General features: G+C 63.7%; 31 protein-coding genes and 1 tRNA gene. 12 read left to right on the forward strand and 20 right to left on the reverse strand.

Features of this window, described 5'->3' with window-relative positions:
- Nucleotides 1-96: 96 nt before the first annotated feature.
- A complete protein-coding gene (gene rpsG, locus IQ292_RS07155; protein WP_203309610.1) occupies nucleotides 97-567 on the reverse strand; it encodes a 30S ribosomal protein S7 in 471 nt (156 codons plus the stop codon).
- A 50-nt stretch (nucleotides 568-617) separates the two neighbouring features.
- The gene (rpsL, locus tag IQ292_RS07160) at nucleotides 618-989 is read right to left on the reverse strand and encodes a 30S ribosomal protein S12 (protein ID WP_112381158.1); all 372 of its coding nucleotides are present in this window, start codon (nucleotides 987-989) and stop codon (nucleotides 618-620) included.
- A 716-nt stretch (nucleotides 990-1,705) separates the two neighbouring features.
- On the opposite strand from rpsL, the gene IQ292_RS07165 reads away from it, so the two are divergent.
- Nucleotides 1,706-1,781 (forward strand) — tRNA-Trp (locus tag IQ292_RS07165).
- 259 nt (nucleotides 1,782-2,040) lie between these two features.
- Here IQ292_RS07165 and IQ292_RS07170 read toward each other — a convergent pair.
- From IQ292_RS07170 to IQ292_RS07200, 7 genes are all read right to left on the reverse strand, one after another.
- Entirely contained in the window at nucleotides 2,041-2,574 is a 534-nt protein-coding gene (locus IQ292_RS07170; protein ID WP_203309611.1) for a hypothetical protein, read from the reverse strand.
- Nucleotides 2,575-2,705: 131 nt separating this feature from the next.
- Nucleotides 2,706-3,236 carry a hypothetical protein gene (locus IQ292_RS07175; RefSeq protein ID WP_203309612.1) on the reverse strand — a complete coding sequence of 177 codons (531 nt, stop codon included), beginning with the start codon at nucleotides 3,234-3,236 and terminating at the stop codon, nucleotides 2,706-2,708.
- Nucleotides 3,237-3,938: 702 nt separating this feature from the next.
- A complete protein-coding gene (locus IQ292_RS07180) occupies nucleotides 3,939-8,552 on the reverse strand; it encodes a hypothetical protein (RefSeq protein WP_203309613.1) in 4,614 nt (1,537 codons plus the stop codon).
- A complete protein-coding gene (locus tag IQ292_RS07185) occupies nucleotides 8,549-9,460 on the reverse strand; it encodes a hypothetical protein (RefSeq protein ID WP_203309614.1) in 912 nt (303 codons plus the stop codon). The genes IQ292_RS07180 and IQ292_RS07185 overlap by 4 nt, the downstream gene beginning before the upstream one ends.
- Nucleotides 9,460-10,287, reverse strand: a complete 828-nt coding sequence (locus tag IQ292_RS07190) for a hypothetical protein (RefSeq protein ID WP_203309615.1) — start codon at nucleotides 10,285-10,287, stop codon at nucleotides 9,460-9,462. The genes IQ292_RS07185 and IQ292_RS07190 overlap by 1 nt, the downstream gene beginning before the upstream one ends.
- A gap of 8 nt (nucleotides 10,288-10,295) precedes the next feature.
- The gene (locus IQ292_RS07195; protein WP_203309616.1) at nucleotides 10,296-10,961 is read right to left on the reverse strand and encodes a hypothetical protein; all 666 of its coding nucleotides are present in this window, start codon (nucleotides 10,959-10,961) and stop codon (nucleotides 10,296-10,298) included.
- The gene (locus IQ292_RS07200; protein ID WP_203309617.1) at nucleotides 10,961-11,185 is read right to left on the reverse strand and encodes a hypothetical protein; all 225 of its coding nucleotides are present in this window, start codon (nucleotides 11,183-11,185) and stop codon (nucleotides 10,961-10,963) included. The genes IQ292_RS07195 and IQ292_RS07200 overlap by 1 nt, the downstream gene beginning before the upstream one ends.
- 308 nt (nucleotides 11,186-11,493) lie before the next feature.
- On the opposite strand from IQ292_RS07200, the gene IQ292_RS07205 reads away from it, so the two are divergent.
- The 8 genes from IQ292_RS07205 (at nucleotide 11,494) to IQ292_RS07240 (ending at nucleotide 15,232) form a co-directional block, all read left to right on the forward strand.
- Complete coding sequence (locus IQ292_RS07205; RefSeq protein ID WP_203309618.1) at nucleotides 11,494-11,793, forward strand: hypothetical protein; 300 nt, start codon at nucleotides 11,494-11,496, stop codon at nucleotides 11,791-11,793.
- 353 nt (nucleotides 11,794-12,146) lie between these two features.
- The gene (locus IQ292_RS07210; protein ID WP_203309619.1) at nucleotides 12,147-12,542 is read left to right on the forward strand and encodes a hypothetical protein; all 396 of its coding nucleotides are present in this window, start codon (nucleotides 12,147-12,149) and stop codon (nucleotides 12,540-12,542) included.
- A gap of 3 nt (nucleotides 12,543-12,545) precedes the next feature.
- The gene (locus IQ292_RS07215) at nucleotides 12,546-12,917 is read left to right on the forward strand and encodes a hypothetical protein (RefSeq protein WP_203309620.1); all 372 of its coding nucleotides are present in this window, start codon (nucleotides 12,546-12,548) and stop codon (nucleotides 12,915-12,917) included.
- A complete protein-coding gene (locus IQ292_RS07220) occupies nucleotides 12,914-13,546 on the forward strand; it encodes a hypothetical protein (protein ID WP_203309621.1) in 633 nt (210 codons plus the stop codon). Before IQ292_RS07215 ends, IQ292_RS07220 begins: the two co-directional genes overlap by 4 nt.
- A 2-nt stretch (nucleotides 13,547-13,548) precedes the next feature.
- Nucleotides 13,549-14,151: a hypothetical protein gene (locus tag IQ292_RS07225; protein ID WP_203309622.1), complete on the forward strand. Its 603-nt coding sequence runs from the start codon at nucleotides 13,549-13,551 to the stop codon at nucleotides 14,149-14,151.
- A gap of 1 nt (nucleotide 14,152) precedes the next feature.
- Entirely contained in the window at nucleotides 14,153-14,416 is a 264-nt protein-coding gene (locus tag IQ292_RS07230) for a hypothetical protein (protein ID WP_203309623.1), read from the forward strand.
- 4 nt (nucleotides 14,417-14,420) lie between these two features.
- A complete protein-coding gene (locus tag IQ292_RS07235) occupies nucleotides 14,421-14,912 on the forward strand; it encodes a hypothetical protein (protein ID WP_203309624.1) in 492 nt (163 codons plus the stop codon).
- Entirely contained in the window at nucleotides 14,912-15,232 is a 321-nt protein-coding gene (locus tag IQ292_RS07240; RefSeq protein ID WP_203309625.1) for a hypothetical protein, read from the forward strand. Before IQ292_RS07235 ends, IQ292_RS07240 begins: the two co-directional genes overlap by 1 nt.
- A gap of 816 nt (nucleotides 15,233-16,048) precedes the next feature.
- Here the strand turns inward: IQ292_RS07240 and IQ292_RS17890 are convergent.
- From IQ292_RS17890 to IQ292_RS07290, 11 genes are all read right to left on the reverse strand, one after another.
- Entirely contained in the window at nucleotides 16,049-16,246 is a 198-nt protein-coding gene (locus IQ292_RS17890; protein ID WP_420853660.1) for an HGGxSTG domain-containing protein, read from the reverse strand.
- A gap of 300 nt (nucleotides 16,247-16,546) precedes the next feature.
- Complete coding sequence (locus IQ292_RS07245) at nucleotides 16,547-17,983, reverse strand: AAA family ATPase (RefSeq protein ID WP_203309626.1); 1,437 nt, start codon at nucleotides 17,981-17,983, stop codon at nucleotides 16,547-16,549.
- Nucleotides 17,980-18,915, reverse strand: a complete 936-nt coding sequence (locus tag IQ292_RS07250) for a DUF7146 domain-containing protein (protein WP_203309627.1) — start codon at nucleotides 18,913-18,915, stop codon at nucleotides 17,980-17,982. Before IQ292_RS07250 ends, IQ292_RS07245 begins: the two co-directional genes overlap by 4 nt.
- Nucleotides 18,915-19,211: a hypothetical protein gene (locus tag IQ292_RS07255; RefSeq protein WP_203309628.1), complete on the reverse strand. Its 297-nt coding sequence runs from the start codon at nucleotides 19,209-19,211 to the stop codon at nucleotides 18,915-18,917. The genes IQ292_RS07250 and IQ292_RS07255 overlap by 1 nt, the downstream gene beginning before the upstream one ends.
- Nucleotides 19,208-19,507, reverse strand: a complete 300-nt coding sequence (locus IQ292_RS07260; RefSeq protein ID WP_203309629.1) for a hypothetical protein — start codon at nucleotides 19,505-19,507, stop codon at nucleotides 19,208-19,210. Before IQ292_RS07260 ends, IQ292_RS07255 begins: the two co-directional genes overlap by 4 nt.
- Complete coding sequence (locus tag IQ292_RS07265) at nucleotides 19,504-19,731, reverse strand: hypothetical protein (protein WP_203309630.1); 228 nt, start codon at nucleotides 19,729-19,731, stop codon at nucleotides 19,504-19,506. Before IQ292_RS07265 ends, IQ292_RS07260 begins: the two co-directional genes overlap by 4 nt.
- A complete protein-coding gene (locus IQ292_RS07270; RefSeq protein WP_203309631.1) occupies nucleotides 19,728-20,039 on the reverse strand; it encodes a hypothetical protein in 312 nt (103 codons plus the stop codon). Before IQ292_RS07270 ends, IQ292_RS07265 begins: the two co-directional genes overlap by 4 nt.
- Complete coding sequence (locus tag IQ292_RS07275) at nucleotides 20,036-20,245, reverse strand: hypothetical protein (RefSeq protein ID WP_203309632.1); 210 nt, start codon at nucleotides 20,243-20,245, stop codon at nucleotides 20,036-20,038. Before IQ292_RS07275 ends, IQ292_RS07270 begins: the two co-directional genes overlap by 4 nt.
- Nucleotides 20,246-20,478: 233 nt before the next feature.
- Nucleotides 20,479-20,682 carry a helix-turn-helix domain-containing protein gene (locus IQ292_RS17875; protein WP_203309633.1) on the reverse strand — a complete coding sequence of 68 codons (204 nt, stop codon included), beginning with the start codon at nucleotides 20,680-20,682 and terminating at the stop codon, nucleotides 20,479-20,481.
- A gap of 109 nt (nucleotides 20,683-20,791) precedes the next feature.
- Entirely contained in the window at nucleotides 20,792-21,352 is a 561-nt protein-coding gene (locus tag IQ292_RS07285; protein WP_203309634.1) for a hypothetical protein, read from the reverse strand.
- An 86-nt stretch (nucleotides 21,353-21,438) separates the two neighbouring features.
- A complete protein-coding gene (locus tag IQ292_RS07290; protein ID WP_338057603.1) occupies nucleotides 21,439-22,821 on the reverse strand; it encodes a tyrosine-type recombinase/integrase in 1,383 nt (460 codons plus the stop codon).
- A 247-nt stretch (nucleotides 22,822-23,068) separates the two neighbouring features.
- Here IQ292_RS07290 and IQ292_RS07295 point away from each other — a divergent pair, with 247 nt between their 5' ends.
- The 3 genes from IQ292_RS07295 to nusG all read left to right on the forward strand — a co-directional run bounded on the left by IQ292_RS07295 (nucleotide 23,069) and on the right by nusG (nucleotide 24,199).
- Nucleotides 23,069-23,281: a hypothetical protein gene (locus IQ292_RS07295; RefSeq protein ID WP_203309742.1), complete on the forward strand. Its 213-nt coding sequence runs from the start codon at nucleotides 23,069-23,071 to the stop codon at nucleotides 23,279-23,281.
- Nucleotides 23,282-23,451: 170 nt separating this feature from the next.
- Nucleotides 23,452-23,649, forward strand: a complete 198-nt coding sequence (gene secE / locus IQ292_RS07300) for a preprotein translocase subunit SecE (protein WP_203309636.1) — start codon at nucleotides 23,452-23,454, stop codon at nucleotides 23,647-23,649.
- A 13-nt stretch (nucleotides 23,650-23,662) separates the two neighbouring features.
- A complete protein-coding gene (gene nusG / locus IQ292_RS07305) occupies nucleotides 23,663-24,199 on the forward strand; it encodes a transcription termination/antitermination protein NusG (protein ID WP_037534189.1) in 537 nt (178 codons plus the stop codon).
- Nucleotides 24,200-24,254 lie beyond the last annotated feature (55 nt).

The following is a 24,254-nucleotide window of genomic DNA, read 5'->3' on the forward strand; positions in this document are numbered from 1 at the left end:
CTTCCTTAGCGATGTGGGGAGCTCAGCACTCGGCCGGCTCCCCACGATATAGGTCAGATGTAAGACGCTTCCAAGACAGGCCGCGTCACCATCGATTTACCAGCGGTAATGGCTGAAGGCGCGGTTCGCCTCGGCCATGCGGTGCGTGTCCTCGCGCTTCTTCACCGCGTTGCCGCGGTTGTTCGAGGCGTCGAGCAGCTCGCCCGACAGGCGCGCCGACATGGTGTTCTCGCTGCGCGCACGGGCGGCGGCGATCAGCCAGCGGATCGCGAGCGCCTGCGCGCGCTCCGGACGAACCTCGACGGGGACCTGGTAGGTCGCACCGCCGACGCGGCGGCTGCGGACCTCAATGCCCGGCTTGATGTTGTTGAGCGCATCGTGGAACACGCCGATCGGCTCGCGCTTCGCGCGGGTCTCGACGGTCTCCAGAGCACCGTAAACGATCGATTCGGCGACGGACTTCTTGCCGTCCAGCATCACCGAATTCATGAACTTCGAGAGAACCTCATCACCGTACTTGGGATCCGGCAGGATGATGCGCTTCTCGGGGCGACGACGACGTGCCATTTCAAATTCCTTCTAAACTTCAGCCGTGATGACGAAACGCGTTCGTCGGCTTACTTCGGACGCTTGGCGCCGTACTTGGAGCGGGACTGGCGGCGATCCTTGACGCCCTGCGTGTCGAGCACGCCGCGCAGCACGTGGTAGCGCACGCCGGGAAGGTCGCGCACACGGCCGCCGCGGATCAGCACCACCGAGTGCTCCTGCAGGTTGTGGCCCTCGCCCGGGATGTAGCTGATCACTTCGCGGCTGTTGGTCAGGCGGACCTTGGCCACCTTGCGCAGCGCCGAGTTCGGCTTCTTCGGGGTCGTCGTGTAGACACGGGTGCAGACGCCGCGCTTCTGCGGGTTCTGCTCCATCGCAGGGACCTTGGACTTGGCCTTCTGCGGTTCGCGGCCCTTGCGGACCAGCTGGTTGATCGTCGGCATGAAGCCTTCACCTCTATCAAAGGGTTACTTTGCTGGAGCCATCACAGCACTAGGGAATACAAAAAGGGGCGAAGGCCGCGCGAATCACCCGCGCCGCCCCGACCCACGACTTTGCATCCAGCAATGTTCAAGCTGTCCACCGCCTGTTGAGGGCGCCGGACGGGGCGGGCCTATACGCGCGAGCAGGCCGAGCGTCAACGGGCCGGGCGACACGGGCCGGGCGACAACAGGCCGGGCGACAACGCGCGGGCGCGCCGCCTCCCGGCCTTAACGCCGCCTCAACCGTCGCGGGCGCAAGGCGCGACACGTCATGATGCACAACGCAGCCGGATCCGAGCGAAATCGCGCCTGGGGCACCCAGTCTCGCTCCGTCGCGCGGTTCCTCCCCGATCGCGGCTCGACCACGGGGCCGGCGCCCACCCCCTATCCGCATCTGGCCGCGTCGATCCTCCATGCGGCCACCCTGCTCATGGCATGGATCAGGCGGCGGAGCGGCGGGATGCGATGCGGCGCGGGCGTCCGGGTTCGGATCAGCCTTCCCGAACCGGCGAACGACAATCTTCCCCTGCCGCGGGGGTGCCGCGCACCCTCCCCGATCGCCGCGGCCATCGCGCGCCATTATGCAACCCAGCAAGACCGGTCGCGCGACGTGACGCATTTGCGACATCGGGCGCTTGCCCTACCCGACACGACCCGCTAGAGGCCGGCGCCGCTGCAGGAGTGTAGCTCAGTTGGTAGAGCATCGGTCTCCAAAACCGAGGGCCGTGGGTTCGAGTCCCTCCACTCCTGCCAGTTTTACAAGGGCTTAGCGCCAATCAGGCAACGGCCGAGCTGCTCGACTGATCTTGGATAAGCACGCGCTAAGCACGGCGAGAAGAATGCCAAGCGGACTGACGAATCGGTCCGCGACCCCTTCCCACATGGCCACCCCAACTTAGTCACCGGCATTGGGCGGCGGCTCCGATCGTCTCCGCAATATGCCGCGGACTAAACCGTGCCCCCCCCTACCCTCAAAGCGATTGCCAAAAGTTCCTGATGTGGAACTTGCCCCTCAAGGCCGCCTGATGTCACCGACATAAAGGTACGGACGAAGCGCCGAGGTAACCGCACCCATTAGATTGACGACCACCCAAGCCTTGTCACTCACCGATAACGCCGCCGAGCGGTCACCTTGTCGGGCCTTCAAACGGGTATCGTCCACGGCCGCCGACGCGGCTATCACCTGCCCCACCAGATCCGCGATTGGCTTGCCGAAAAGCCATGCAGCTTCCCGCTGGCAATTATGCATCCGCCAGAGATGTTCAGGCTCGCCTGGTGGCTCGTCTTGCAGCAGGCGTTCAAGCATCGCTGATGCCTCAGCCTCACGTTTGCCTACCGAGTCTTCAAGCTGCTCAAGCCACGCCACCCGCCGTTGCATCAGGTCAAGAAACAGCTTCCGCTCTGCTAGACGCGCCTGCTCGCGCGACGACATGCGGGAGTAGATCACACCCAGCGCAGCGATGAGAGCTGGACCCCATGCCGCCACGGGCAGGTCCAACCAGGCGGCGCCAGCGATGATCGCGATGATGGTGCCGGAAAGCGCCATCTCAGGCATCCAGCCGGCTATCGGCGCGAACCTACTGCGCGAGTCGTTGTCTCCCATAGGTCCAGTATAGCCTTCGGCGCGCGATCGACTATCGCAGCGTGCCTCAGGAGTTCATCGTGCGATGGCAGGGCCTAGAACGCCGCGCGCCCGGCGAGGGCTAAGGCAGCGCCTATGATCGCCATAATTACCGCGAAGGCCACGGGATGACGCTCGTTCCATTTTTTCGGACGTGGAGCGGTCCAGCCGTCTCCGAAACTATCAACCTGCCCGAGAAGGCCTTGCGCCGCCGCATCCAGTAGGCCGCGAACCGCCTTCATCGCGCCGCCGTCCATATCCCCAGGGGGTGCCGCCATCCGGAAATATCGGCCGAGTTGATCTTCGGCCTTTAGCCGATGCGCTTCAATTGCCTGCTTCACGGAGCCGATAGCCTGACTCCACTCTTTATCACGTTTTTCGATCACTGAGCCCATTTCGGCCAACACGCCCGTCACGGCCTCCTCGCTCCGGTTTGCCCAAATTTTCACGGACTTCTTCAGTGTCGCTCCGCTCTGAAGCAGGCCAGCAGCAGCATGTTGCGCGAGCATCGCATCGCAATCGGCTGTGATCGCCTTGTCCGCCTTGGCAAAATGCCAGTCTGCCCGTGCTCGATAGTCTCGCTTCAACTGCTTGGCCCCGCTGGACGTCCAAGACGATAGGTGACACACCCCGTCCCCCGTCGAAAGGGGCTCCTACTAAGGAAACCACGACGGACTGCCCTGAACCATCATCCTCGTTTGCCCGTGCCTGCCCTGTAGCTCTCGCCGGGGGGCCAGCCCTAGTCTCGACCAATCGAACGCCTCCCAAAAAAATCGGGCCTCGTTCGTGCTGTCGTCGCGGTGCCGATCGTCAGTGATCAGCGCCCACACCGTGACACGGTTATGCCTTAGCTCGGTTCAAGCGTCGGCGGTTCGGGGGAAAAACCCGAGGAACAGGGCCTTTGTCAAAAATCGAGATTGCCCGACTCGATGGAGGCTCGACCGCTTACCCGCAGATGTCGGGACGTGGCGGCGCTACCAAGGCAGCTTCATTACTGAGGAACGGGTGAAGCGCCAACGCGCGTAAACCGCCTTGCAAGTGATCCGGGGGTTCCCCTACATGAGGCCTATCGGATCGGCGCGCCTAACGCCGTTTCGCGGCCCGGACGTGTTGCAACCACGCGCCGGGCCTCTTTCGTTCTACGAGTGTTCGCCCTGATCGGGCAATGAGAACAGAAGCAAGACAGGACGAGAATATTAGATCAATACCTAGCGATTGATCGATTCCATGAATAACCACCGTAGCTCACGTCGATACGGTCACGTGACATTGCGTGACGGTGCAGATCGTCACCGCGCCGGTTTAAATTCCGCCCAGGCATCGCCCTTTGCCGCAGGAGCCGGCCGCCCCGAGAACATCATACCGCCCAACACGCTGCGCTTGGCTTCGGTGCGCGCCCTCTTCATCACATTGCCAACGGCGTTCTGCTGCCCCTCGCGCTCCATGCCGCGCCACGATGGCGAGGACACCAGCGCATCAAGTTGAGGCTTCGCCAACGCCCCGACCGCGGCTTGCAGGCGGTCGTACTGTTCAGGCGTCCAGCGCACATTCTTGCCGCCTTCCTTGTACGTCTTGGCGGGCATTGACATCGTAGCGCCGGCATCAATCAGCGCCGAGATGGTGGGGTCGCCGCGGTCCTCCCCTGTGTAAATTGGCGAGATGATGTCCGGACCAATCGCGTCCTGCGCTTCTACGGGCCGACCGAACACGTCACGGCGCGGATTGAGGCTGGTGGACATGCCGGGAATGCGCGAGCGGATGCGGTCGATCGGCCCGCGTGCCTCACGCATCAACGGATCGGTCTCGCGGGCTGTCTGTGCTACAAGGGCAGGAACAGCGATGGCGCCGGCCGTGCGTGAGACGAAATTGTCCATGTAGCGGCCGGGGTCGTTCACCGCTTCCAGTGCCGAGCTAAGGCCGGACAGCCAGGTCTTGGACATCAGGTTGTTCGCGATGGCGGCGAGGACCAGCGTCCCCGACCGCTCCTGCTGCGCGTCGGTCATGTGCGAGCGCAGGTCGACCATATCCGCGACCGTTCCGATCATCGTGGAGAATGGGTCTAGCCGGGCATAGCTGTAGTAGCGGTTGCCGATCTTGAGGCTGTACGGCTGCCAGCCGTTCGCCTCCAGCAGCCGCCGTGCATTACGATCGGCAGGGCCGCCGCCTGTGATATGCCCAGCGAGCGCCATCTCGTAGATGGCAGCGCCTACCCCGGTGCCGACCACGGCCCGCGTGATGGCCATGTCCCGACGCGCACCGCCCGCGGCAAATTCCTTGCGCCACGACTTCATTGCCAGAGCCGCAGGCGACCGCTCGGTTGCGAACTTGAGAATGTTCATGGGGGTGCGGATGAATGGCAGCAGCAGCTTGGCGATCGGCTGCCCCTGCGTGGCGGCCGACAAGCCAGCCGAGAAGCTGCCGTGTCGCAAAGGGGTCTGGAACGTCACGTACCGCGCATAGTCCATCGAGCGCTGCAACAGCTCGTCGGACGGGTTAAGGACCAGATCGGCGGCACGATCCCGCGCAGCCTGCCCCCGCAGGCCCTCGTTCACCGCCTGCCGCATAGCCAAGCCGTTCAACTCCATGCGGCTCGCGATGCCCTTGAACAACTCGTCCTCAGCGGTGAGCAGTCGCGTCGGCGTGCGGATGATCCGGCCAGTCCGTCCGCCGATCGCCGCCATCTGGGATTCAACCTTGGTCACAGCGTCGGCAGCATCGCCGGTCAGGAACGACCGGGCCGCCGCGGACATCCCCTCGCGCGCGCCGGACACCATGCCAGCGGCGCGGGTGCCAAGCTCGGAGAACAGTACCCGGTCAGTCTCGGCCTGCCCCGGCAGCGCCTTGCGAACGGCACCGATGCCGGCTGCTACGGCATGTTCCGGCAACTGCGCGAGCGAGGTCAGCGTGTTGGACAGGATGTTGACGGCGTGTGTCTGCGGGCCGGACAACAGGCTGTTGATGTAAAGCTCAATCGCCTTGTCGCGCCACTTCGGCAGGAGCGAGCGCAACGCAAACTGGTTGATGCCGGCCGGCGTCGTGCCGACGTTCTCCAGATCAACGATCCGTTCGGCCACTTCCTTCATGCGGGCCGTTCCGCCCAGCGTCTCACCCAGCGACGACAGCACCTGCGACACGTCGCGGCTGTCCGCCGTCATGCGGAACTGTTGCAGCAGTCGCCCAGCCTCCGCCGTCATGCCGGACACCTGCTCCTGTATGGCAGCGTGCCGAAGCCATGCCTTGCGGAATGCCGCCTCCATCTCGTCACCCGGTGTCTGGACGCGCGCAATGCGCTTGGCCATGTTGACCAAATCGGCGCCCGAGCGCGCGAGCAACTGGCGGGCTGCAAGCGCTTCCTCCGCGTTGAACGCCTGTCCCTTGCGACGCTTCAGCAGGTCGTCGGCCGTCATGCCGAGGTCAGCGGCAAGGTTCTGGGTTTCCGCCTGGGTGATGCGGCCACGCCGTGCGGCGTCGAACCCGCCCGCAATCTGATCGGTCTGCGTCAGCGCCCGCTTGATCTCCTGCGGGCTGTCCAGCTTGTCGAGGCGGATGTTACCCGCGAGGTTCGGGGCATTCTCGCCCCATTCCTCGTAGGCCCTAACTGGCGGCGCGTTGGCGTCCAGATCGCTCAATCCGACCGGCTGGCCGCGGTCCTCCGCCAGCGGCGCGCCTTGGTCGCGAGCGCGCTCCACGTCGAACCGCTGACGGCGGGCCGCTTCGAAGGCGTCGACTTCTGGCAGGTCTTCCGGCCGGAAGGCGCGGTTGCCGCCGCTGTGCGTCGCCTGGAGGGTATCCAGAAACTCGGCTACGGTCGGCCGCTCGGCATGATCGGGAAAGAACCCGGCTTCCCATGCACGCTGCGCCGCCTCGTCGTACCCCATGCCGTCATTGCGGACGAGCGCGCCAAATCGGCCTTCACCGCTGGCAAAGTCCATGCCCTGACGCGGCGTGTTGTCGATCCCGAAGTGCTGTAGCTCACCGCCTTGCGGACGGATGCTGCCTTCCGATCGCAGCCACGTCACCAGGTCAGCCGGCCCCCGTTTGCGGACAGGAGCGCCCGTCGTACCCGATGGCATGGTGCGGCTCGACAGCGCCGCATCCTCATTCGGAGCGCGCACGGGGGCATATCGCCCGGCCTCAATCCGGGCAGCCTCGTCAACGCCGTCCACGGTGTTCGCCGGCAGCGGCAGCATGTCACGTGATGTCACGCCCTCCGCCTGCGCGATGCGCTCAGCGCTGGGGCCGCTCGCCGAAACGGGCGTAAACTCTGCCCATTCATCAGTGCTCGGACCTGCCAAGGTAGGTGAGGCGGTTTCGTTCGCCATGGCTTGGTCAGGGGTGTGTATTGAACGCACACCCTGCGTCGGAGCCGCATACGGGCGATCGGTCAGCGTGGGAGGTGGCGCGCCATCCAGCACATCGCGCGGGCGCGGCAGATCGTTGGACGCGCGGCTCTTTGCCGCATCAATGGCGCCGTCTGTCAGATCCTGCGCGGCCTGCTCGCCGTCTCGCCCCGCCAGTCGGCTAAACGGCTTGCCGATCAGGCGGCCAAGCACGGGCGCTACAGCACCGGTGGCGGTCCCCAGCGCCAGACCAGCCGGCGCGCCGATCAACGCGCCCTGAAAGCGCCCGCGCGCATCCTCGCCCTGTCCCGCGCCTGCCAAGCCGCCTTCGACCGCACCGGCCAACCCAAGCCGCTTGATGACGGCGGAGCGTGCCGCCTGCTCTGCCGCAAAGCGCGTGCCGCCGTCGCGCAGTACTGCCGCCGCCGTGCGATAGCCCAAGCCTTCGACCGACGCGCCGGGCGTGATGAGCCCACCGGCAAGCTGTCCGCCGAACCGCGCCCAGGGATGGTTGGCATCATCGAAGGCGAGGACACTGCGGTTCTGATCGAGGTTGTTGGCGAGGATGTCACCGAAGCGCCGATCGGACGACCAGATGTTTTCCCGCTGGTTCGGGACGACGGTGTCAACCACCGCGCCCATCTCATCCAGCATGTTGATGGGATCGCCAACGCCGCGCAGGAACGCGCCGAACCGGCCGTCCTTCGGGTCGGTCAGGACGCGCGGCGCATCCTTGTATGTGACCTCGCCACCGGCTCCGCCCGTCTTCGCGCGTTGCGCGTACAGCTTGCGCGTCTCGGCCGGATCGATCTGGAAGCCGTTTGCCTTGGCATAGGCCAACAGGTCTTCAGGCTTGGACGACATGTCCTGAAAGATCGCAGCATAGCCCTTTGCAATCTCGGGACGCAGCCCCTGGAACGGCATCGGCTCGTCGTTGAACACGGCGGTCGCATTGCCATAGGCGGCAGGCTGCGCGGGCGCCCACGGATCAGGCGTCTTGTGCCGGAAGCTGGCGGGCTGCTGGAACGCCGTCTGCCATGCGCCCTTGCCGTTCAGGCGCGCGAACCGCTCGGCCTCCATGTAATCGGCTAGGCGCTGGGGATCGGCCTTCAGGAACGAGGGCGTCGCGATGGCCAAGCCGTCACGCAGCAAGCCGTCCGCCGCGTCCCCGCCGCGCTCCAGCGAAGCCACGGGGCGTCCATAGGTCATGGCACCGGTGGGCGTCACCACCGCGCCTGATTGGAGGTATGGTAGCAGGCTGGTCCGCGCCATCTGCCCGAGCGGCACAGTGGCACCAGCACGGTTCACGCCTGTCTGGTTAAGCTCAAAAGCGTCGGCACCGTACAGCCGGGCATTCTGACCGTTGGTAAGCGCGAAGGTATCGCCATCATGTGCGCGACCAGTAGGGATCAGGGGACCGGAAGGCGGCGCACTACGCGACGGTTTCGCGTCGCTGAACTCAGCCCAAGGATCGGCCGCGATGGGCGCCACCGGCGCGAAGCGAGGGCTGCCCCCCTGATTAGACGGAGCGGGTTTGAATTCGCTCCAGTCGTCCCCGATCAACGCACCATCTCCCGCCCATCAGGCGTGCGGAAGCGCGTACCCGGCGGTAGAGCACGCGCCTCGGCAGGGGATTTGACCGTCGGCACGGCAGCCCCGAACGATCCGCCGCCCCCACGACTGCGCCCGCCACGGCCGGCCTGATAGGTCGTCAGCGCCTGCTGCTCGCCTGGGGACAAAGTCTTGCCCTGCGCGATCTTGGCTAAGATAGGCGCAACCACACCGCTCATCGTCGTTGGCATTCGAGGTCCTGCGGTTGGCCCCGCTGGCGCCGGGTGCGCTTGGGCGAAGGTCGGCATCCCCCGCAATTGGACCCGGTTGTCCTGCCGCAACCCCTCAAGCCCGATCTTGCCACGCTGGGCCGTGGGTCCGCTGCCTCGCAGGACGTAATCCTGCAACGCCTCGTTATAGCCCTTGTCGCCGGGATTGAGGCCGAGCGATGCGGCATAGGACTCGTAATCGGCGGGCGCATCGTACACGACTTGCGACTGCCCGGTCGTCGGATCGTACCGCACGCGGTCATTCCCGGAGTTGAAGAACTGCGGCTTGTTCATGTCCGCGTTGCGGTCATCCACATGCCACTGATGATCCTGCAACCGCTCTGCCTGCTGCTGGAGGAAGCGGGCGCCAAGCTGCTGTGCCTCCGCCTCCTGTTGCTGCCGCTCGCGCTGCGCGGTCTGGAAGATCGGGCGGCCGGCGAGCTGATCGCCGATGCTGCCCAGGACATCGACCCAGCCGCCTCCCTTGGAGAAGAACCCCGGACGCTGCGCCGTCGCCCCGCTCAGGTCCGGCGATGCCATCCCCATGGCAGAAGGGTTGGGAAGCGCCTGGTCATCGATCACCGATGCGGGGCGTGGCATCATAGACGCCGAACCAGCGAACATCATCCCCGGAAGCAGGCGAGACACCATCAACAGATTCCTTTGCATTCGAGAGCGGCGAGAATGGATGGGGTATCCTGCGCCACCGCTACCAAGGCACGAGGATCGGCAAGCTCGACCGCAACATTCAGTGCGTTAGCCGCACGGTGAACGCCGCGGCCTACGAGGCCCGCCAGAATGTCGAGGGCTTCCGCCGATGGGCGCCAATGCTCGCTGTTTGCCCCGTAGAAGGCGCGCAGATACGATGCCCGCGTAAGCAGGACGCCTGCCTGCCGAATTGCCAAGCCGTCGTCGCCGGTCGCCAATCCAAGCGCGCCGATGATGTCGAGAAACGCGATCCCGTCGATCGTGTCCATTCCGTCTTCAGCGGTAAAGGCGACGGCGGCGTCGAACATCTCGTTGATGGCGGCGGGCTCACCGCAGGCCGCAGCCCGCAGGCAATCGTCCTCTTCGACCACCCCGTGATGGTCGTTGCGCTCCCACTCGGCCGCCAAGCTGGCGGACTCGGACGGCAGGTCACGCGCAATGCGCTCCAGCCGTTCCGCTGCGCTCTCAAACCCCATCTTGGCGGCCTGCTCCATCCGATAGATGGCCTGCGCTCCCATCTGCACTGCCTGAGTGGCAAAGCCGCGTTGCCAAGCGCTCTGCGCATATGATGCGAGGATCTCGCTCAGTGTCGTCAGGTTGGTTGCGCTGGGATCAACGGAGGTCGCCAACCGTGCCCAAATGACGCCGTGAGTCAGCGCAATGGTGTCCGCAAGTTCACCGCTCCGCCCAGCAGCCAAAGCATCCACGGTAAGCTGGCAATACCCGCTCGCGTCTCCGTGCTGCGCCGATCGGAAAAGCTCTTGGAACATCGCAACATTCACAGCTTGAACCCTCCGGTTGCCCAGCCCGAAAGGCCCGCGCCAGCTAGGCCTAGAAGCTGCGAGCCGATGCTCTGCTTCTGTGTCGTGGTTTTGCTGTCACCCCAAAGGCCATTGATGCCGCTCGCATATTGGCTTGCCACCGACTGCGGCAGTTGAGTTTGGCCCGTGAGGTAATTCAGCAGCGTATTGATGTTCTGATCGCCTGCGCTCGAAAGGCCCGCCGCAGTATTCGCTGTACTCTGCTGATAACCCCGCTCGGTGTTGTACTGGTTCGCGCGGATGCCGGTTTCATTCTCGGCAAGCTGTCGCGCCAGAAGCTGGGTTTGCGCGCTACCGCCAGTCAGACCCCGCGTGCCAATGGAGCTATTCACCGCGTCGGTGACATGCGCGTTGCTGTTCGAGATTAGCTGATCAAGGTACGGGTTCGAATTCAGGTAATTCACGTTCAGCACGCCTTGCGTGTAATTGTTGGCTGCTGTCAGCGTTGGGTTGTTGAGCGTCTGGCCGACGACGTTTGGTAGATTTGACTGCAACAGGTTCGTCGCCTGGTTCGCCAGATTGGACGACTGTTGGTAACCGCTGTTGAGGGCGTCCGTACCCATATTGAGGTACGGCAATGCCGCCTTGCTCGGGCCGGTCGTCGTGGTGCTCTTGCCAGCCATTACAGCCCCCTAACGTCGCGACGGATCAGGTCGCGGAGATATTCGGAAAAGCCCATCTTGCTGCGGTCAGCCGCATCCTGCGCGGACTGCACAAGCTGATCCGGACAGCGGAAAATGACACGGCGGTTCTGCGTCGTGCGCTGTGAAAGAGTTTGTGACGGCAAGCGAGGACGATCGGGCGTCGCGACGCGCGCGTCAGAATGTTCGTACTGCTTGGATTGCATGGCCCCATTTCCAGTCTGGCGGAAACGGCTGCTCTAGGGCTGGGCCAATGCGTCCTTGTACACCATGTCATACAAACAGGCAATAGCAGGGTATGAATCGTTTCAGTGTTTGCCGCCGTTCGGACGGGCGAAAACCTCGCATTACTGCCGTTCCGTAAGCGCGAATCCATTGAAGGTATTGCCATCATGGCAATCGGCACGGGGCAAAGTGTGGGCATGATAACCACACCCTGCGGCCCGTGATCTGCGGACTATGGATTGCGGGCGATGGCGGCTTGAGGCATCCTCGCAGGATGGTTCGTTCCGCTATGCTGCTCCTGCTCACCCCGATCGCAATCGCGATGGCCGGATGCGATCAGCGCACCACTGGTCCGGAAGAAACAGCCAACAGCGCGGAAGCGGCAACCTCCGACCCGGTACGGAACACGACAACGGAAGCCATGTGCGGCAAGCCCGTTGATCGAGCGAATGCGATCGCCAGAATTGCGGAAGGGCCGAAGGAAGAAGGCGATCCCGATTACGTCTACGAGGTCGCGTCGGCCATCGCAGAGAAGGGTTGCCCCAACCCAAGCGCTAAAGGCGCAGACGCACCCCAGCGCCACCGCTAGGCACGCCATCGCCAGACGGGAAGAACACAGCGCCTCTGGCTTCCAATTCTTCCCGCAACGTGTCGACGGTTCGTTGCAGCGAAGCCCCCCCCCGCTCAAATGCGCTGATCGTGGAGGGACGAAAACCCGTGGCCTGCGCCAGATCGGCGATGGATACATTCAATCCGGCGCGCGCCATCCGGCACTGTTCAGGTGTCATCGTCATGCACCGATAATAATTATCGCTACAGCCGTTGACAAGGCATTGCGTAGCGTTAGTTTGTAACGGTCTTCCAAGCATGGAAGGCGACCGAGCAGGAGGCTTGCACCTCTCCCGCCCGGTCTGACCACAACCGATCGTTAGGAGATCGTCCATGGCTTCACAGCCCCTTAGCATCATTGCGCATGATGCGACCACCCTGGTTGCGCCCGTCGCGCTGCCCATTCCCACCAACGATAATCTGGCGAGCTGGACCGCCGATCCCCGCGCCAAGCTGCTGCTCGCGTCCTGCGCCGCGTCCATGCCGCACGGCGAATGGAGCCGCGCCTATCACGCCTACGGCTATGGCGAGGGCTTCCGCTATGTCGGCTACCGTGCGGAGGCGCTGGAGGCGATCCGCAACGAACACGGACAGCGCGCGCTCGACCTGTACCACGCCGAGGGTGACCCGGCCTACGCCGTCTTCGCGCTGCACTGCCGTTCGTCCAGCGTCACGGACGCGATCGACGCCGCCGCCGAGGCAGCCCTTGCCGCGAAGATGGAGGGCTGATCCATGCTCAACCGTCGCAACATTCTCGGGGGCGCTGCGGCGCTCCCGGTAATCGCCGTCGCCGCCTGTGCAGCCACACCGGCCGCCGCCGCGAGCCGCAGCCCCTTCGAAGCCCTCCGCCTCGAATACATCGCCGTGCAGACGCGTGGAAACGCCGGGTGGGAAGACGATCATCCCGAGTTTTTGGCCATCTGTGATCGGCTTACCCAAATCGAGCGGGCAATGATCCACCAGCCCTGCCAGTCCCTCGCAGACGCGCAGGCGAAAATGCGCTTCATGATGGTGCTCAACGACTTCGGCTCTGTGTTCGACGGTGACGATAGCCACGCGATCGTCGCGGATATGTCGCGCTTCATGCTGGAGGACGCGGCATGAGCGCGAACACAACCCGCCGCGCCCTGCTGCGCCTCGGCACTGGCGCACTGGCCTATGGTGCAGGCGCCGCCGCTGTAGCTGGCGGCTTTGCCATCGCTGGAGAGGCCAAGGGCGCGGAAACCGAGCGTCCCGGCCGAGCCGCTTGGGATCGGGCGCTTGCCGCCTATCGCGCCGCCGTCGCTGCAAGCGACAGGCATTACGCCGATGTTGAAAAGCCCGCGAACGAAAAACTGCAACGGCGCGCCCCATTCGCTGGCTGCTTCTTCGAAGTCACCGACCAGACGGGACGCACGGTGCGTCACCGCTGGAGCCCCAACGATCCCGACGCGTATGAAACCATGCCCCCCGGATCGGTACACGCCGCAAAGGCGCGAGAGGTGAAGGCGGCTTGGCAGGCTCACCAACGAGCAGCCTCAACGCTTGGCATGGATGCCATCCGCAAGCGTAGCAACGAACTTTACGAGGCCATTGGACCGGCAGAGGACGCGCTTTTCCAAACCCAGGCCCCCGACCTTGATGCCGTGTTGGTCAAGCTGGATCGGCTTTGGTCAGAGCGCGATTACAACATCCCCGAATACAGCGACCATGTCATGGCCGACGTGCGCCGCCTTGCTGGCAGGGAGGCGTGAGCATGGCCCGCATCGCACGGCGCGGCAACGTCCGCGCAATCCGCCCAGGTGTCGCAATCCCCGCTCAGCGGAACGAGGACCTGGAGTTTGTCAGCGTCGCGAGCGTGGCACGGTCATATGCCGAAAAAGCATACCAGCTTGCCCAGACCGAACCCAACAGCAAGGACCATCGCTTTGCCGAGTACATGGCGGGGATCACCGAGAAGCTCCCTCGCAATAACCTCCGGTTGCTCGTCACCCCGATTACTCCGCGACGGGAATGGTTTGACGAGGCGCTGCGGAAGTGGCGCGTCGCAAAGGCAGCCCACCAGCTTGCACAAAGCCGGTGGAACCTCGCGTACTGCCTCGACCGGCAAGACGAAGGAGAGCGCCACAAGGCGGCGCGGCTGGAATGCGATCAAGCCGAGGCCGATCTTAACCGCACCATAGAGGACGCGCTACGCACCCCTACCGTTCGCAAATGTGACGCCCTCACCAAGCAGGAGATGATCGGCAAGCGCGAATGGGCAGCGACGTACCGACCCGACTGGCAGGCGATCGTGGACGAGGACCTTGCGCGCTACCCGGCCAAGGCCCCCAAGCCTCGCGCGAAGGAGGGCCGCTGATATGGCCACCTCAATCATGGAGCAGGGGCCTAGCGCCCCTGCCTTCGACGCCGCCGCATGGTTTGCCGCCTGGTCCGATCATGGCGGGATCGCAATGCTGCTGGGCGACCGGCTGTGGATCGGGCGGGCGCCAGTCCTCGACAGGGACGCCACACGGAGCCTCAACGGGCTTCGCGGGCCGATCATGCACCCCGACGCGCAAAACGCGCTGGCGGGGCTTCTCCGGGCGAATGCAGCCCTATCCGAACAGATGATGGAGGGCTGACGCCATGGCCACTCTCACTCAACCACAGCAACCCGACCTGCGCGCCTTCGTCGTGTACGATCGTCTGCCGGAAGGCTACGTCGCATTCCCGGTCACGGATATGGCGAATGCACCTCACCTCCGGCCCGGTGACATCGCGATCATCGATCCAACCGACCGGGAACCGCAGTACGGCGAATTGTTCCTCATTGCATGGGGCGGCGAGCGCTCAGCCATCGTAGAAACCTGGACGCGCCCGATGACCTTGGGCTGTGGGCCGAATGGTGAATATATCGAAACGATCGGCTGGCTGGTCGCCGGGTCCAACCGGCCTCGGTCATTCGCGGAAGCCAGCGAACGGCTCGATCGCGGCGGATATATGGGCTGGGTCAACGGCACGTACGCGACGGAGGGACCACGCGCCGGCTACCTGAACGGCTTACTCCGCGGCAAGGTCGTCGGCGTTCTGGAGCCCGCCTTTGACGAGCCGATGCGCCAGATCGGGAGGGCGGCGTGATGGCGAGCCGCCCCATATCCGCCGAGCAGATGCTCGCCGCGATCCCCAGCCTGCCGCGCCCGACGCTGGCCCGTCTAGTCGATCAGATGATCGATCGCCTGGACGAGCTGGATGGCGACGCGGATTACGAGGACAACGGCGACGCAGAGCCGATAGACGAGCGCGAGCCCGATGAAGAATTTGGGCTTATCGCCGGCTCCCCGGTAGCGGCGCCGCCTTCGGCACTTTCCCAGAACTTTGCTGGCAACATGCCCACAAGATGGCGGCTGTCGATCGCCACAGGTGCAGGGCTGTTGGAGGTGGTCAGGGGCGCAAGATAACCCGCACCGGGTCGGGCACCGTCGATCGTCTTCCATGGGTCGGCTCCTTCAGGGGAGTCGGCCCATTTGCATCGAGCGGGGTTCAGTTGAATCAGGAGAGGCTTTTCCACCGTTGGTGGTAATTGATCCGACGAATTACGTCGGAACCAACCGGCCGAAATTCGTCGGCTTGGTTTGCCCCCCAATTTGGGGAAAAAGCCTGATGGCCTGCGGATCGACGTCGCACGAGCGGACGCCGATTTGGCGTAAACCCCCGGATGGCCCAGATTTGCGCCATGGTGGCGCGAATTGACTGCCGACGAATTTCGTCGCCGCTGACAGGCGTAAAATTGCGCCCGTTCAGCGAGGTTGTTACGTCGCGCCCTGCGACACAACAATCGGCGTCCGATTAAGCGACGCCGATCCAGTCTCCTTACGCCAGCGGATAAGGCTCACAAGGCAAACGCAACCCAGGGACGTACGTCGCGCGGTGCGACAAACGTATCCCCGTACGCTGCTGCTTTGGAAGACAGGTGATCGCATGGCCTCCAACGGTGGACGTGCACTTCCTCAAAATGACTGCGTCCGAATTTCGGACGAAGACTGATCGACGGAAGTGTCGATCATAAGACGCGATGAGTTTGCTGCACGGCGCAGCGAACCCACACCCTAACTTAAACTCAGGGTTTCGACGAGACTGCCGCTCGCCACAAGGGTATATGTTGAACATACACCCCATGCCCGAGCAGCAACGCCGCGGCACGACACCGCGCAGCGGTTTTTTCCAGATCGGGAAATAACCTCTGATCGACAGCGCCAGTCCCGCGTCAGGTTTTATCAGGTCCCCATGGGGTTCCGAGCGGCCCAGCGCTTCGACAGGTTGGCGATTGCCCGCGCTCTGCCAGCCTCGCTGGTCGGGCCGGTACTGAGGCCGCCATGGAGCCGGCACCGCCCAGATCGATAGATGTCCGACCGTCGGCACGGCGTGCCCAGCCTGGTCATCGCGCCACAGGTCGCGCCTCGCAATTCGATCATCCTCTAAACCTCCTGTATTTTACAGGCGGCGGGCGATGCGCAGCAGTACGCGCCTACGCGACTGTATATAGAAGAGACTTACCGTGTGCGCACATGCTGTCCGGAAACTGCCTTACGCCAATAGACCACCCGTCGCGCGCGCTGATCCCAAACCCACACCTGATCCGCCGTGATTCCAACGACTGCCCCGTATCTCATCCGTATTTTACGGAAGCCAGTACGGGGTGAGGTATCCGTGTGACGCTGACACCTTGGCCCCACCACTCGCCCGACCTATTGGGGGCCGCCGGCGTGACCTCGTCAAAACTTGGTCTGGCCGAGGTCACGCTTCACCTCCCCTAATGCCGGATTGCCTGCGACGTAACGGTCAGTCTTCCCGCCCTCGCTATCGGCTACTGCAACACCCGCACCCCTAAAGGGGGCGGGGTGTAGCGTAGCACTCGATGGCTCTGCTGCTACACCTTGCGACGCTACACCTTTTGCAGGTGTAGCAGAGTGGTCGTCGGCGCCTCTCCCGACCACGACGAACTTCTTCATTTGGCGGTTCGCGTCCCTTCGTTCTTCCACCCGCAGCACATCGTTTTCGATCCATGTACCGAGCATGCGGAGCACACGCGCCCTGTCGACCTTGTCGTTGATATTGAGGCCCAGCACGTCGGCAATGATGTTGCCCGCCCAATCCGCCGCGGAGTGATGGTGCTTGTACTCACCGGCTGCGATTGCAGCCTGGACTTGGCGAAGATGATCCACAGAAATGCCCTCAAAGGCATCCGGCGGCGACCACGGCAGGACGACCCCCATGTTATCACCTTCGTCATTTACCCCATTGCCGAGGCTGACGGACGCCATGGTGAACCAGTCCGACTTGTCGCTGGGCGGGGCACGGTTGTTCTTGTCGTCGTACACCCGGAAATACCGGCGGCGCTTCTCGTCCTCAATGCCGTAGCGCTTGGCTTCCTCTTCGCTCATTCGGTTGAGGACCATCACTGAGCGACAGGCATTGACCAGCGCCACGGCACCCCGCCCAGACAGCGCCGTGACCTCGCCAGCGCCGGCTTTGCTGACGTGGTGCGCCAGCCCGATCGCCGCATGAGCGTTCTTGGCAACCAGTGCCCATTCCTTCGCGATTGCGTCCACCTCCATGTTGTCGTTTTCGTTGGCAGCATGCGACGATACGAAGGGGTCGACGTGCAGATAGTCGATGCCGCGGGCGATCATTTCGTCCGTCAGCGCCGCCACCAGCGGCCGGTTGATCATGAAGCCTTCCGCCGCCGTCGAGGTGGCCAGCTTCAGGATAGCGCCGTCCAACGCGCTATCCACGAACAGCCGTCCGCCGATGTCCACAGCGCTGATGCTCCAGTGCTTGCACGCCGCCTGGATGATGCGGGCCAGTTCCTCCGCATCGTCCTCCAGGTTCCACAGCCAGACCCGCTTAGGACCGCCCGGCACTTCCTGACCGAGCAGGTTGCGCCCGGTGACCATTGCCAGCGCCTCGCCGACACTCAGGATGGTCTTTCCGGCCGCGCCAGGGGCGAGGATCGCCCGCACGTGACCGCGCTGGATCGCTCGACCATAGACCCATTCACGCGGCTTGATCGTCTCCGGATCGCGGAAGACATACTGCGTGGCGTGCACTTCGACCGGCTCTGACGCTGGTTTGGGCGATCCGCCATCAAGCGGCACCGGGGCGAACGGGCGGGCGTCGGCGGCCAGCGCCGCAAAAGAACGGGCGTTCATGCCACCACCCCCATCAGGCTCTGGTTCCAATCCTTGGCGCCATCCTCGGGATAGATCACCCGAACCTCTACGCCGCGCCTCGACATTGCCGCCGCCGCCGTCTCAGCAGCCGCTCGGCCGGCCGTGTCCGCATCCCCGCCGATTACGACGCTGCGCACGCCAGAGGGCAATTGCAGCCCCGCCAGCATCCCGGCACCGGCCGACGCCCAGGCAGACGCCGCCCCCATCTCCATAAGGGAAAGCGCATCTTCCGCTCCCTCGCAGAGCGCCAAGCCATCATCGAGACACGGCCCGAGGTGGATCGCCCCGCCCCGCACCAGCCCCAGCGAAAACTTGACCTTGCCGTCAGTCGCTGCGGCCTTGCGGCCATCTTCCCGCAGAAAGGTGCGTTGGATCCCCGCAGGCTCGCCATCGGCACCGGATACCAGCGCCACCATGGCCGGCAGCAATCCGCGCCCGTTGGCCTCCGCGACCCCGCTCTCCGCAGGCGGTTTGAGACGAGCAAAGCGCAGCGAGGACGGCAACTCGATCGTAATCCCCCGGCGTCGTAGATACGACTCCGCAGGCGTCCCCTCGATCGCCACGGCAGAACGCCACAGGCTCAGCGCATAGGCGTTGTCCCGCTCGGCCCGCGCCGTGACCTTCGGGGCCTCGACCACCGGCAGCGTACCGCCGCACAGGTGCTCGGCCGCCTCGCGCATAGACAGGGAATAGTAGCGCTGTACGAAGTCCAGCACGTCCCCGGTCGCATTGCACCCGAAGCAGTGCCACCGCTTGCCGTCCGCGAAGACGTAGAAGGATGGCGACCGGTCCTTGTGGAACGGGCAGCAGCCGACCAGCTCGCCCTGCTTCGGGCGAAGGTGCATCACCGCTCCCGCCACGGTCCCGACCGGGTAAAATTGCCGGATCGCCGGCACGTCTAGGAGGGCCATCAGAAGTCCTCCCGATCGGTGGGGGGCCGTGACGTAACGCCGTCACGATCAGCCAAGGCATCGTCGCAGATGGCGACATCACACCCGCCGTTATACTCGTCACGGTTCAGCGCGAGCGCGGCGGAGATGGCATCGACACCGTTCGAATACGGCCCGGAAAAGTGGCCCCAGCTATTGCCAGATCGGCTTTCGTGCCCGACCTGAAAGCCAGTCTCCTTGCTCCCCATCACGACCACCGTTCCGCAGAACGGCAACCGTGGCAGCGAGCGGCGCAGGGGGATGATAGCGGCGCTCATTCGGCATCCTCCCGGCCGTAGACGCGGGAGAAGCCATCAGGACGCTTGAATTCAGGCGCCGGCATATCCCGCTCCCGATCAAAGCGGCGCAGCATCATGCCATTACCCTCGATGCCGAGGCTCAGACCCAGCTTGAACGCCGCCTCCATCGCGATCCGCGCCGCTTCGGCGTAGTCGCGAGCAGTCGCGATCCGGGCGGCAAACACGCGCTTGCCGTCCTTGCGGGTGTGCCGCACGACGCACCAGCGGGTACCTTCGACTTGGCGAAGGACAATCAGATTGTCAGGCGCGCTCATGCGTCACCCCCTTGCGTGATGACCGCCTCAATCTGCTGCGTCACGTATTCGGAGAACATGCTGCCCAATTCGCGGCGAGCGTCTGTGCCGGGGTGCCGCGTGACGAGGATCGACAGGCCGGCATTGAACAGCAGCAGCGCGGCATGGACATGGCTATTATCCGCAGCTTCAAGCGCATCATTCGCCAGCAAGACAATGAACTCGCTCTGTTGATCGGCGCTCATGCCTGCGCCTCCTTCCGATCAAGGAACACCGCACGCCAGACGATGGCGTTCGCGCCCGACGCCTTGCGCCGCCGCTCTTCGGTCGCGCGGATCATCCCCAACTTGCGCAACTCCGTAAATCTTGGTTGCAGCGAGTACCGGGGCCGTCCCGTGATCGCGCAGACCTGATCGACCGTCAGGTTTTCTGGGTGGGCGCACAGCGTCTTTAGAACGACCTGACGCAGATCGGACGAAGACAGCGCGGCCATTGCAGCCGCCTCAATTGAGGTATCGACGCCGCGATGATTGTCCTGGGTGGGATAGCTCATGCTTTGTCTCCCGAAACCAAAGGGGGGAGGCCGTGCTTTCGCAACAAGTCGGACAGCCAGCGCTCCTGGCGCTCGGTCAGCGGCTGGTCGCTGAAGGCGATCCCGCCGAGGAACTGGCCCGACTTGTAGTTAAGCGTCGGCTCGGGATGGTTGAGCAGCGATAGCGCTGCGATCTTGACGGGGTTCGCGTTCATGGGATGCGTCATGCGACACCTCCGATCGGCTCATTACCTCCGTCAGTGCCCCAGATCAGAGATGCGATCAGGCCGGCACGAATGCCGGTCACGCCGTAGCGCGCGAGGCATTGCAGTTGCAGTGGAGGGATAGTATCTGTGCTGTCGCTGACGTGATGAAGTTTCTGGGAGGGTCGTGCGGTGCCAGCCGCGCGGCCCTTTCGCTTACCGGGCTTCGATACCCGAACCGATGCTGCCAGCATGGATCACGCAGCAACCCGTGCGGAAGTGCTCGTAAGCACCTGCTGCGACGCCCAAGCGTCAAGATCAGCAATGGCATAAGTGACGATGCGTGCGCCAAGCTGACGAAATTGCGGGCCAGTTCCGTCTATACGCTTACGTTCGAGCGTACTTTGACCGATGCCGAGATACTTCGCAGCTTCGGGCGTTCGTAGGTATCCTTGGGTCATATCTGCCTCCGCCACATTGCGATTGCTTGTGGTGAAGCAGTCTTGGACCTGATGCCTTGCGGCGAAACAGGGGGCAAATAACCGCAACCGGCGTTGCGGTGAAATGCGGTCAAATGCCGGTGATATTAGCCAACTTTGCGGCGGTTTGCGGATCAAGATGCGCCTTGTTGCCTGGCCACGTGAGCCGATCGTAATAAGGTCCGCCGCTACGGGACCACGTGTCCTCGCTGGGGCCTGGTTGTTCAGGCCATGAGCTGTAAATCGCCCGATACTCCGCCGCCTTGGTCGGCAGCGTCTCGCCCTTATTCAGTCGCTCATGGAAAAGGCGCAACGTCGCCAGCGCCTTGCCCCCCGATGGAACGGGCAGCCCGTCATCAAGCGAAAGCGGGGCCGACGATGGCTCAGCTTCTGCTGCCAGCGGCGTCTCCATCGCTATGCCCAACACGCTCAACAGATCGCCTTCATCAAACTCAACCAGATATGCCTGCACCTGCGCGTGCTGGCCTCGCAGCACATAGAAGGTGCCAGCGTCCCACCTGCGATACTCAGAACCCGGCAGCGCGCGCATGTCTTCCCAGAATTGTGCCGGCAGGTGATAGCAGCCGTCATCCCCCCGGTCATAACCGGCATGTCCACGGGGGTTGCGGATCGCGCGGGCGCGCGACTTCACAAGTCCAAGGCTTGCCCATTCGATTACGTTGCCTCCAAGGCTACGCAGATCGAGATGCCGCGCGCGACGCGCTGTTATCCAAGCACTCATGCGCGCAACGCCACAACGTTGTTCGGCGCAGTTTTCCCGACTACGGCTTTCGTCACGTGGCGCGACCACGCATCAAGCGCGGCTCGCTTCTCTTTCTCATACCGGTATGTTTGATACACTCCGACGATCCCCGCCCGCGATCCGCTGACGTGGTTGATGACCGCCTCTGTGACCTCCGTAGGGAAGCCCAGCCGCTGGCATCCAGTGGCAAGAGTGCGGCGCAGGTCGTGTAGCGTCCACGGCTCAACGGCCAGCCGCTTTATCGCCTGCTCATCGGCGCCGGCTTCTGCGGCCTCTTTCCGCATCAGATCAAGCATGGAGTCATCCAAACGCGCCTTGACCTTGGAGAAGCCCGACACCGGTGTTTCGCCGGTCGTCGTGAACACCAGACGCGGATCGGGCCTCTTGTCCCCCTCGCCTCGCACCGCCTTAATCACGGGCAGGTCACCGATAATGGTCAAGGTCTGGTCGCTCAGGGGGACGAGGTTAGGCAGACCGTTCTTCGATCGCGCTCCCGGCAGCAGCCATTGCCGCTTGTCCACGTCAACCTCAGCCCACGACATGCCCCCTACCTCGTCGCGGCGCTGGCCAGTCAAGATCAGGAGCCGGACCAATGGGCCGAACGGCCAGCCCAACCCTCCGGCCGCCATCCACACTAGCCGCAGTTCGGTATCGGTCAGGGTGCGTTCGCGCTTACCCATCTTCGCAGGGGGCTTAATGCCCGCCATTGGGTTCTTGGCCGCAGGCAAGTGACGGCGCTCTTTGTCGACGGCGTACGCGAATATCTGGCGGAGCGCCTTGTACCCCTTCAAGGCAGCGGATGGCCCGCGCTCAGCCAGCGCGTCGATCACTTCGACAATATCGGCGTCCTCGATCTCCGTCAGCGGTGTCGTGCCGAAGCGGGGAACAAGGTCGCGGTTGATGACGCCTTCCGTCTCGCGCCAGCTCCGGGCTTGATTCACCTTCGCGTATTTCTCGACAAAGCGACTCGCGAAAACACTGAAAGCCAGCCGCTCGGTGACAACTGCCGATGCTGTTGCCCTCGCCTTTGCCTCTCGCTCAGCGGCGACTTTAGCCTGCGCAGCGTCGAACGGGTCATCTCGACGCCGCACCTGTTCCAGCAGTTCGGCAGCGCGGGCGCGGGCTCTCTCCGCCGTCCAGGGCGATCCATGCTTGCCGATCGTCACTCGTCGGCTAGGGGCGCCCCTCCCCCCAATGCGATATTGGACGAGGTACGATCGCGCCCCCTTGTCGGTGACCATGACCCCGAAGCCCTTCAGGGTGTCATCCCACAGATGCTCACGCTTGCCCGGCGGAGGCACGGGCACAGCCTCGACGCTGCGTTTCGTAATTTTCCCCGTTGCCACCGCGAGCCTCACCCATTCCAGATAAGCACGGGAATAACACGCCAGCGGCGAGTCGGGAAGCCTTATGACGGCCTACGGCGATACGCATAGAGAACAGGCAGGGAATAAAACAACACCTGATGCCGTCGGGTGATCCGTTGCGGTATGTAGCAGGGACCTCCAAAACCGAGGGCCGTGGGTTCGAGTCCCTCCACTCCTGCCATTCCGCTCGAAATGGCTGCAAAATCGGTGTCTAAATCACTGATTTCGGTTGCTTTTCATGAATGCCGTGTCATTTTTGCGGCGAACGGAGCGTGACGCCCGCCCGGCACCCGGCTATCGCGAGCGCATGGATGAAGCGACGCGTTATACCATTGTTTACGGCATCATAGGCCTCTTGCTCCTGATCGGCATTCCGTCCTTGACGGTTTATCTGCGCCGACGCCGGCGCGAGAAGCTGCGGCGCCGCGGGATCAAGACCTACGGCCATTGATCGCGGGAACGACGCATAACCGGCGCTCTTGCCTTAGCGTCGCCGCACCGCTATCTCCGAAACCCATCCGACAGCGAGGACGGGCCGTCGCCGGTTCCCTTTACGGGAAGCGGCGGGAAAGCCATGTCTTCCAGATCGGTATTTTGTGATTCTAGCGGGCTTCGAAAACTGTGGCGAAGACGACTCCCATCGAATTCATCCGTCAGGTGCAGGCCGAGACGAAAAAGGTCGTGTGGCCGACCCGGCGCGAGACGGTCATGACGGGCGTCATGGTGGTGATCATGACCACCATCCTCGCGCTGTTCTTCCTGGGCGTCGACTCGTTCTTCAACGCCGTTGTCCAGGCGTTGCTGAAGCTCGCGAAGTAAAGGGGCCAATTGCATGGCGCGCTGGTACATCATTCACGCCTATTCCGGCTTCGAGGGCAAGGTCCGCGATGCCATCATGGCCGAGGCGACCCGCCTTGGCCTGGAGCAGCTGGTCGAGCAGATCGAGGTGCCGACCGAGACCGTCACCGAGGCCCGCCGCGGCAAGAAGATTGCGGTCGAGCGCAAGTTCATGCCCGGTTACGTCCTCGCCAAGCTGAACATGAACGACGACGTCTATCACCTGGTCAAGAACACGCCGAAGGTGACGGGCTTCCTGGGATCGATGGGCAAGCCGCAGGCGATCAGCGAGGCCGAGGCCGCGCGGATGCTCAACAGCAAGGAAGAGGCCGCAGCGGCGCCGAAGACCAAGGTCAAGGTCGATTACGAGATCGGCGACGCGGTCAAGGTGCTGGAAGGCCCCTTTGCCAGCTTCAACGGCATCGTCGAGGAGCTCGATTTCGACAAGTCGAAGGTCAAGGTCAGCGTGTCGATCTTCGGCCGCGCGACGCCGGTCGAGCTCGACTTCGAGCAGGTCGAACGGTCGAAGTAAGCGCGACGACTTTCGGATCGTGAAAAGGCCGGCGGGGCGACCCGACCGGCCTTTT

It is taken from the genome of Sphingomonas beigongshangi, assembly GCF_016820445.1.
Classification (GTDB): Bacteria; Pseudomonadota; Alphaproteobacteria; order Sphingomonadales; family Sphingomonadaceae; genus Sphingomonas; species Sphingomonas beigongshangi.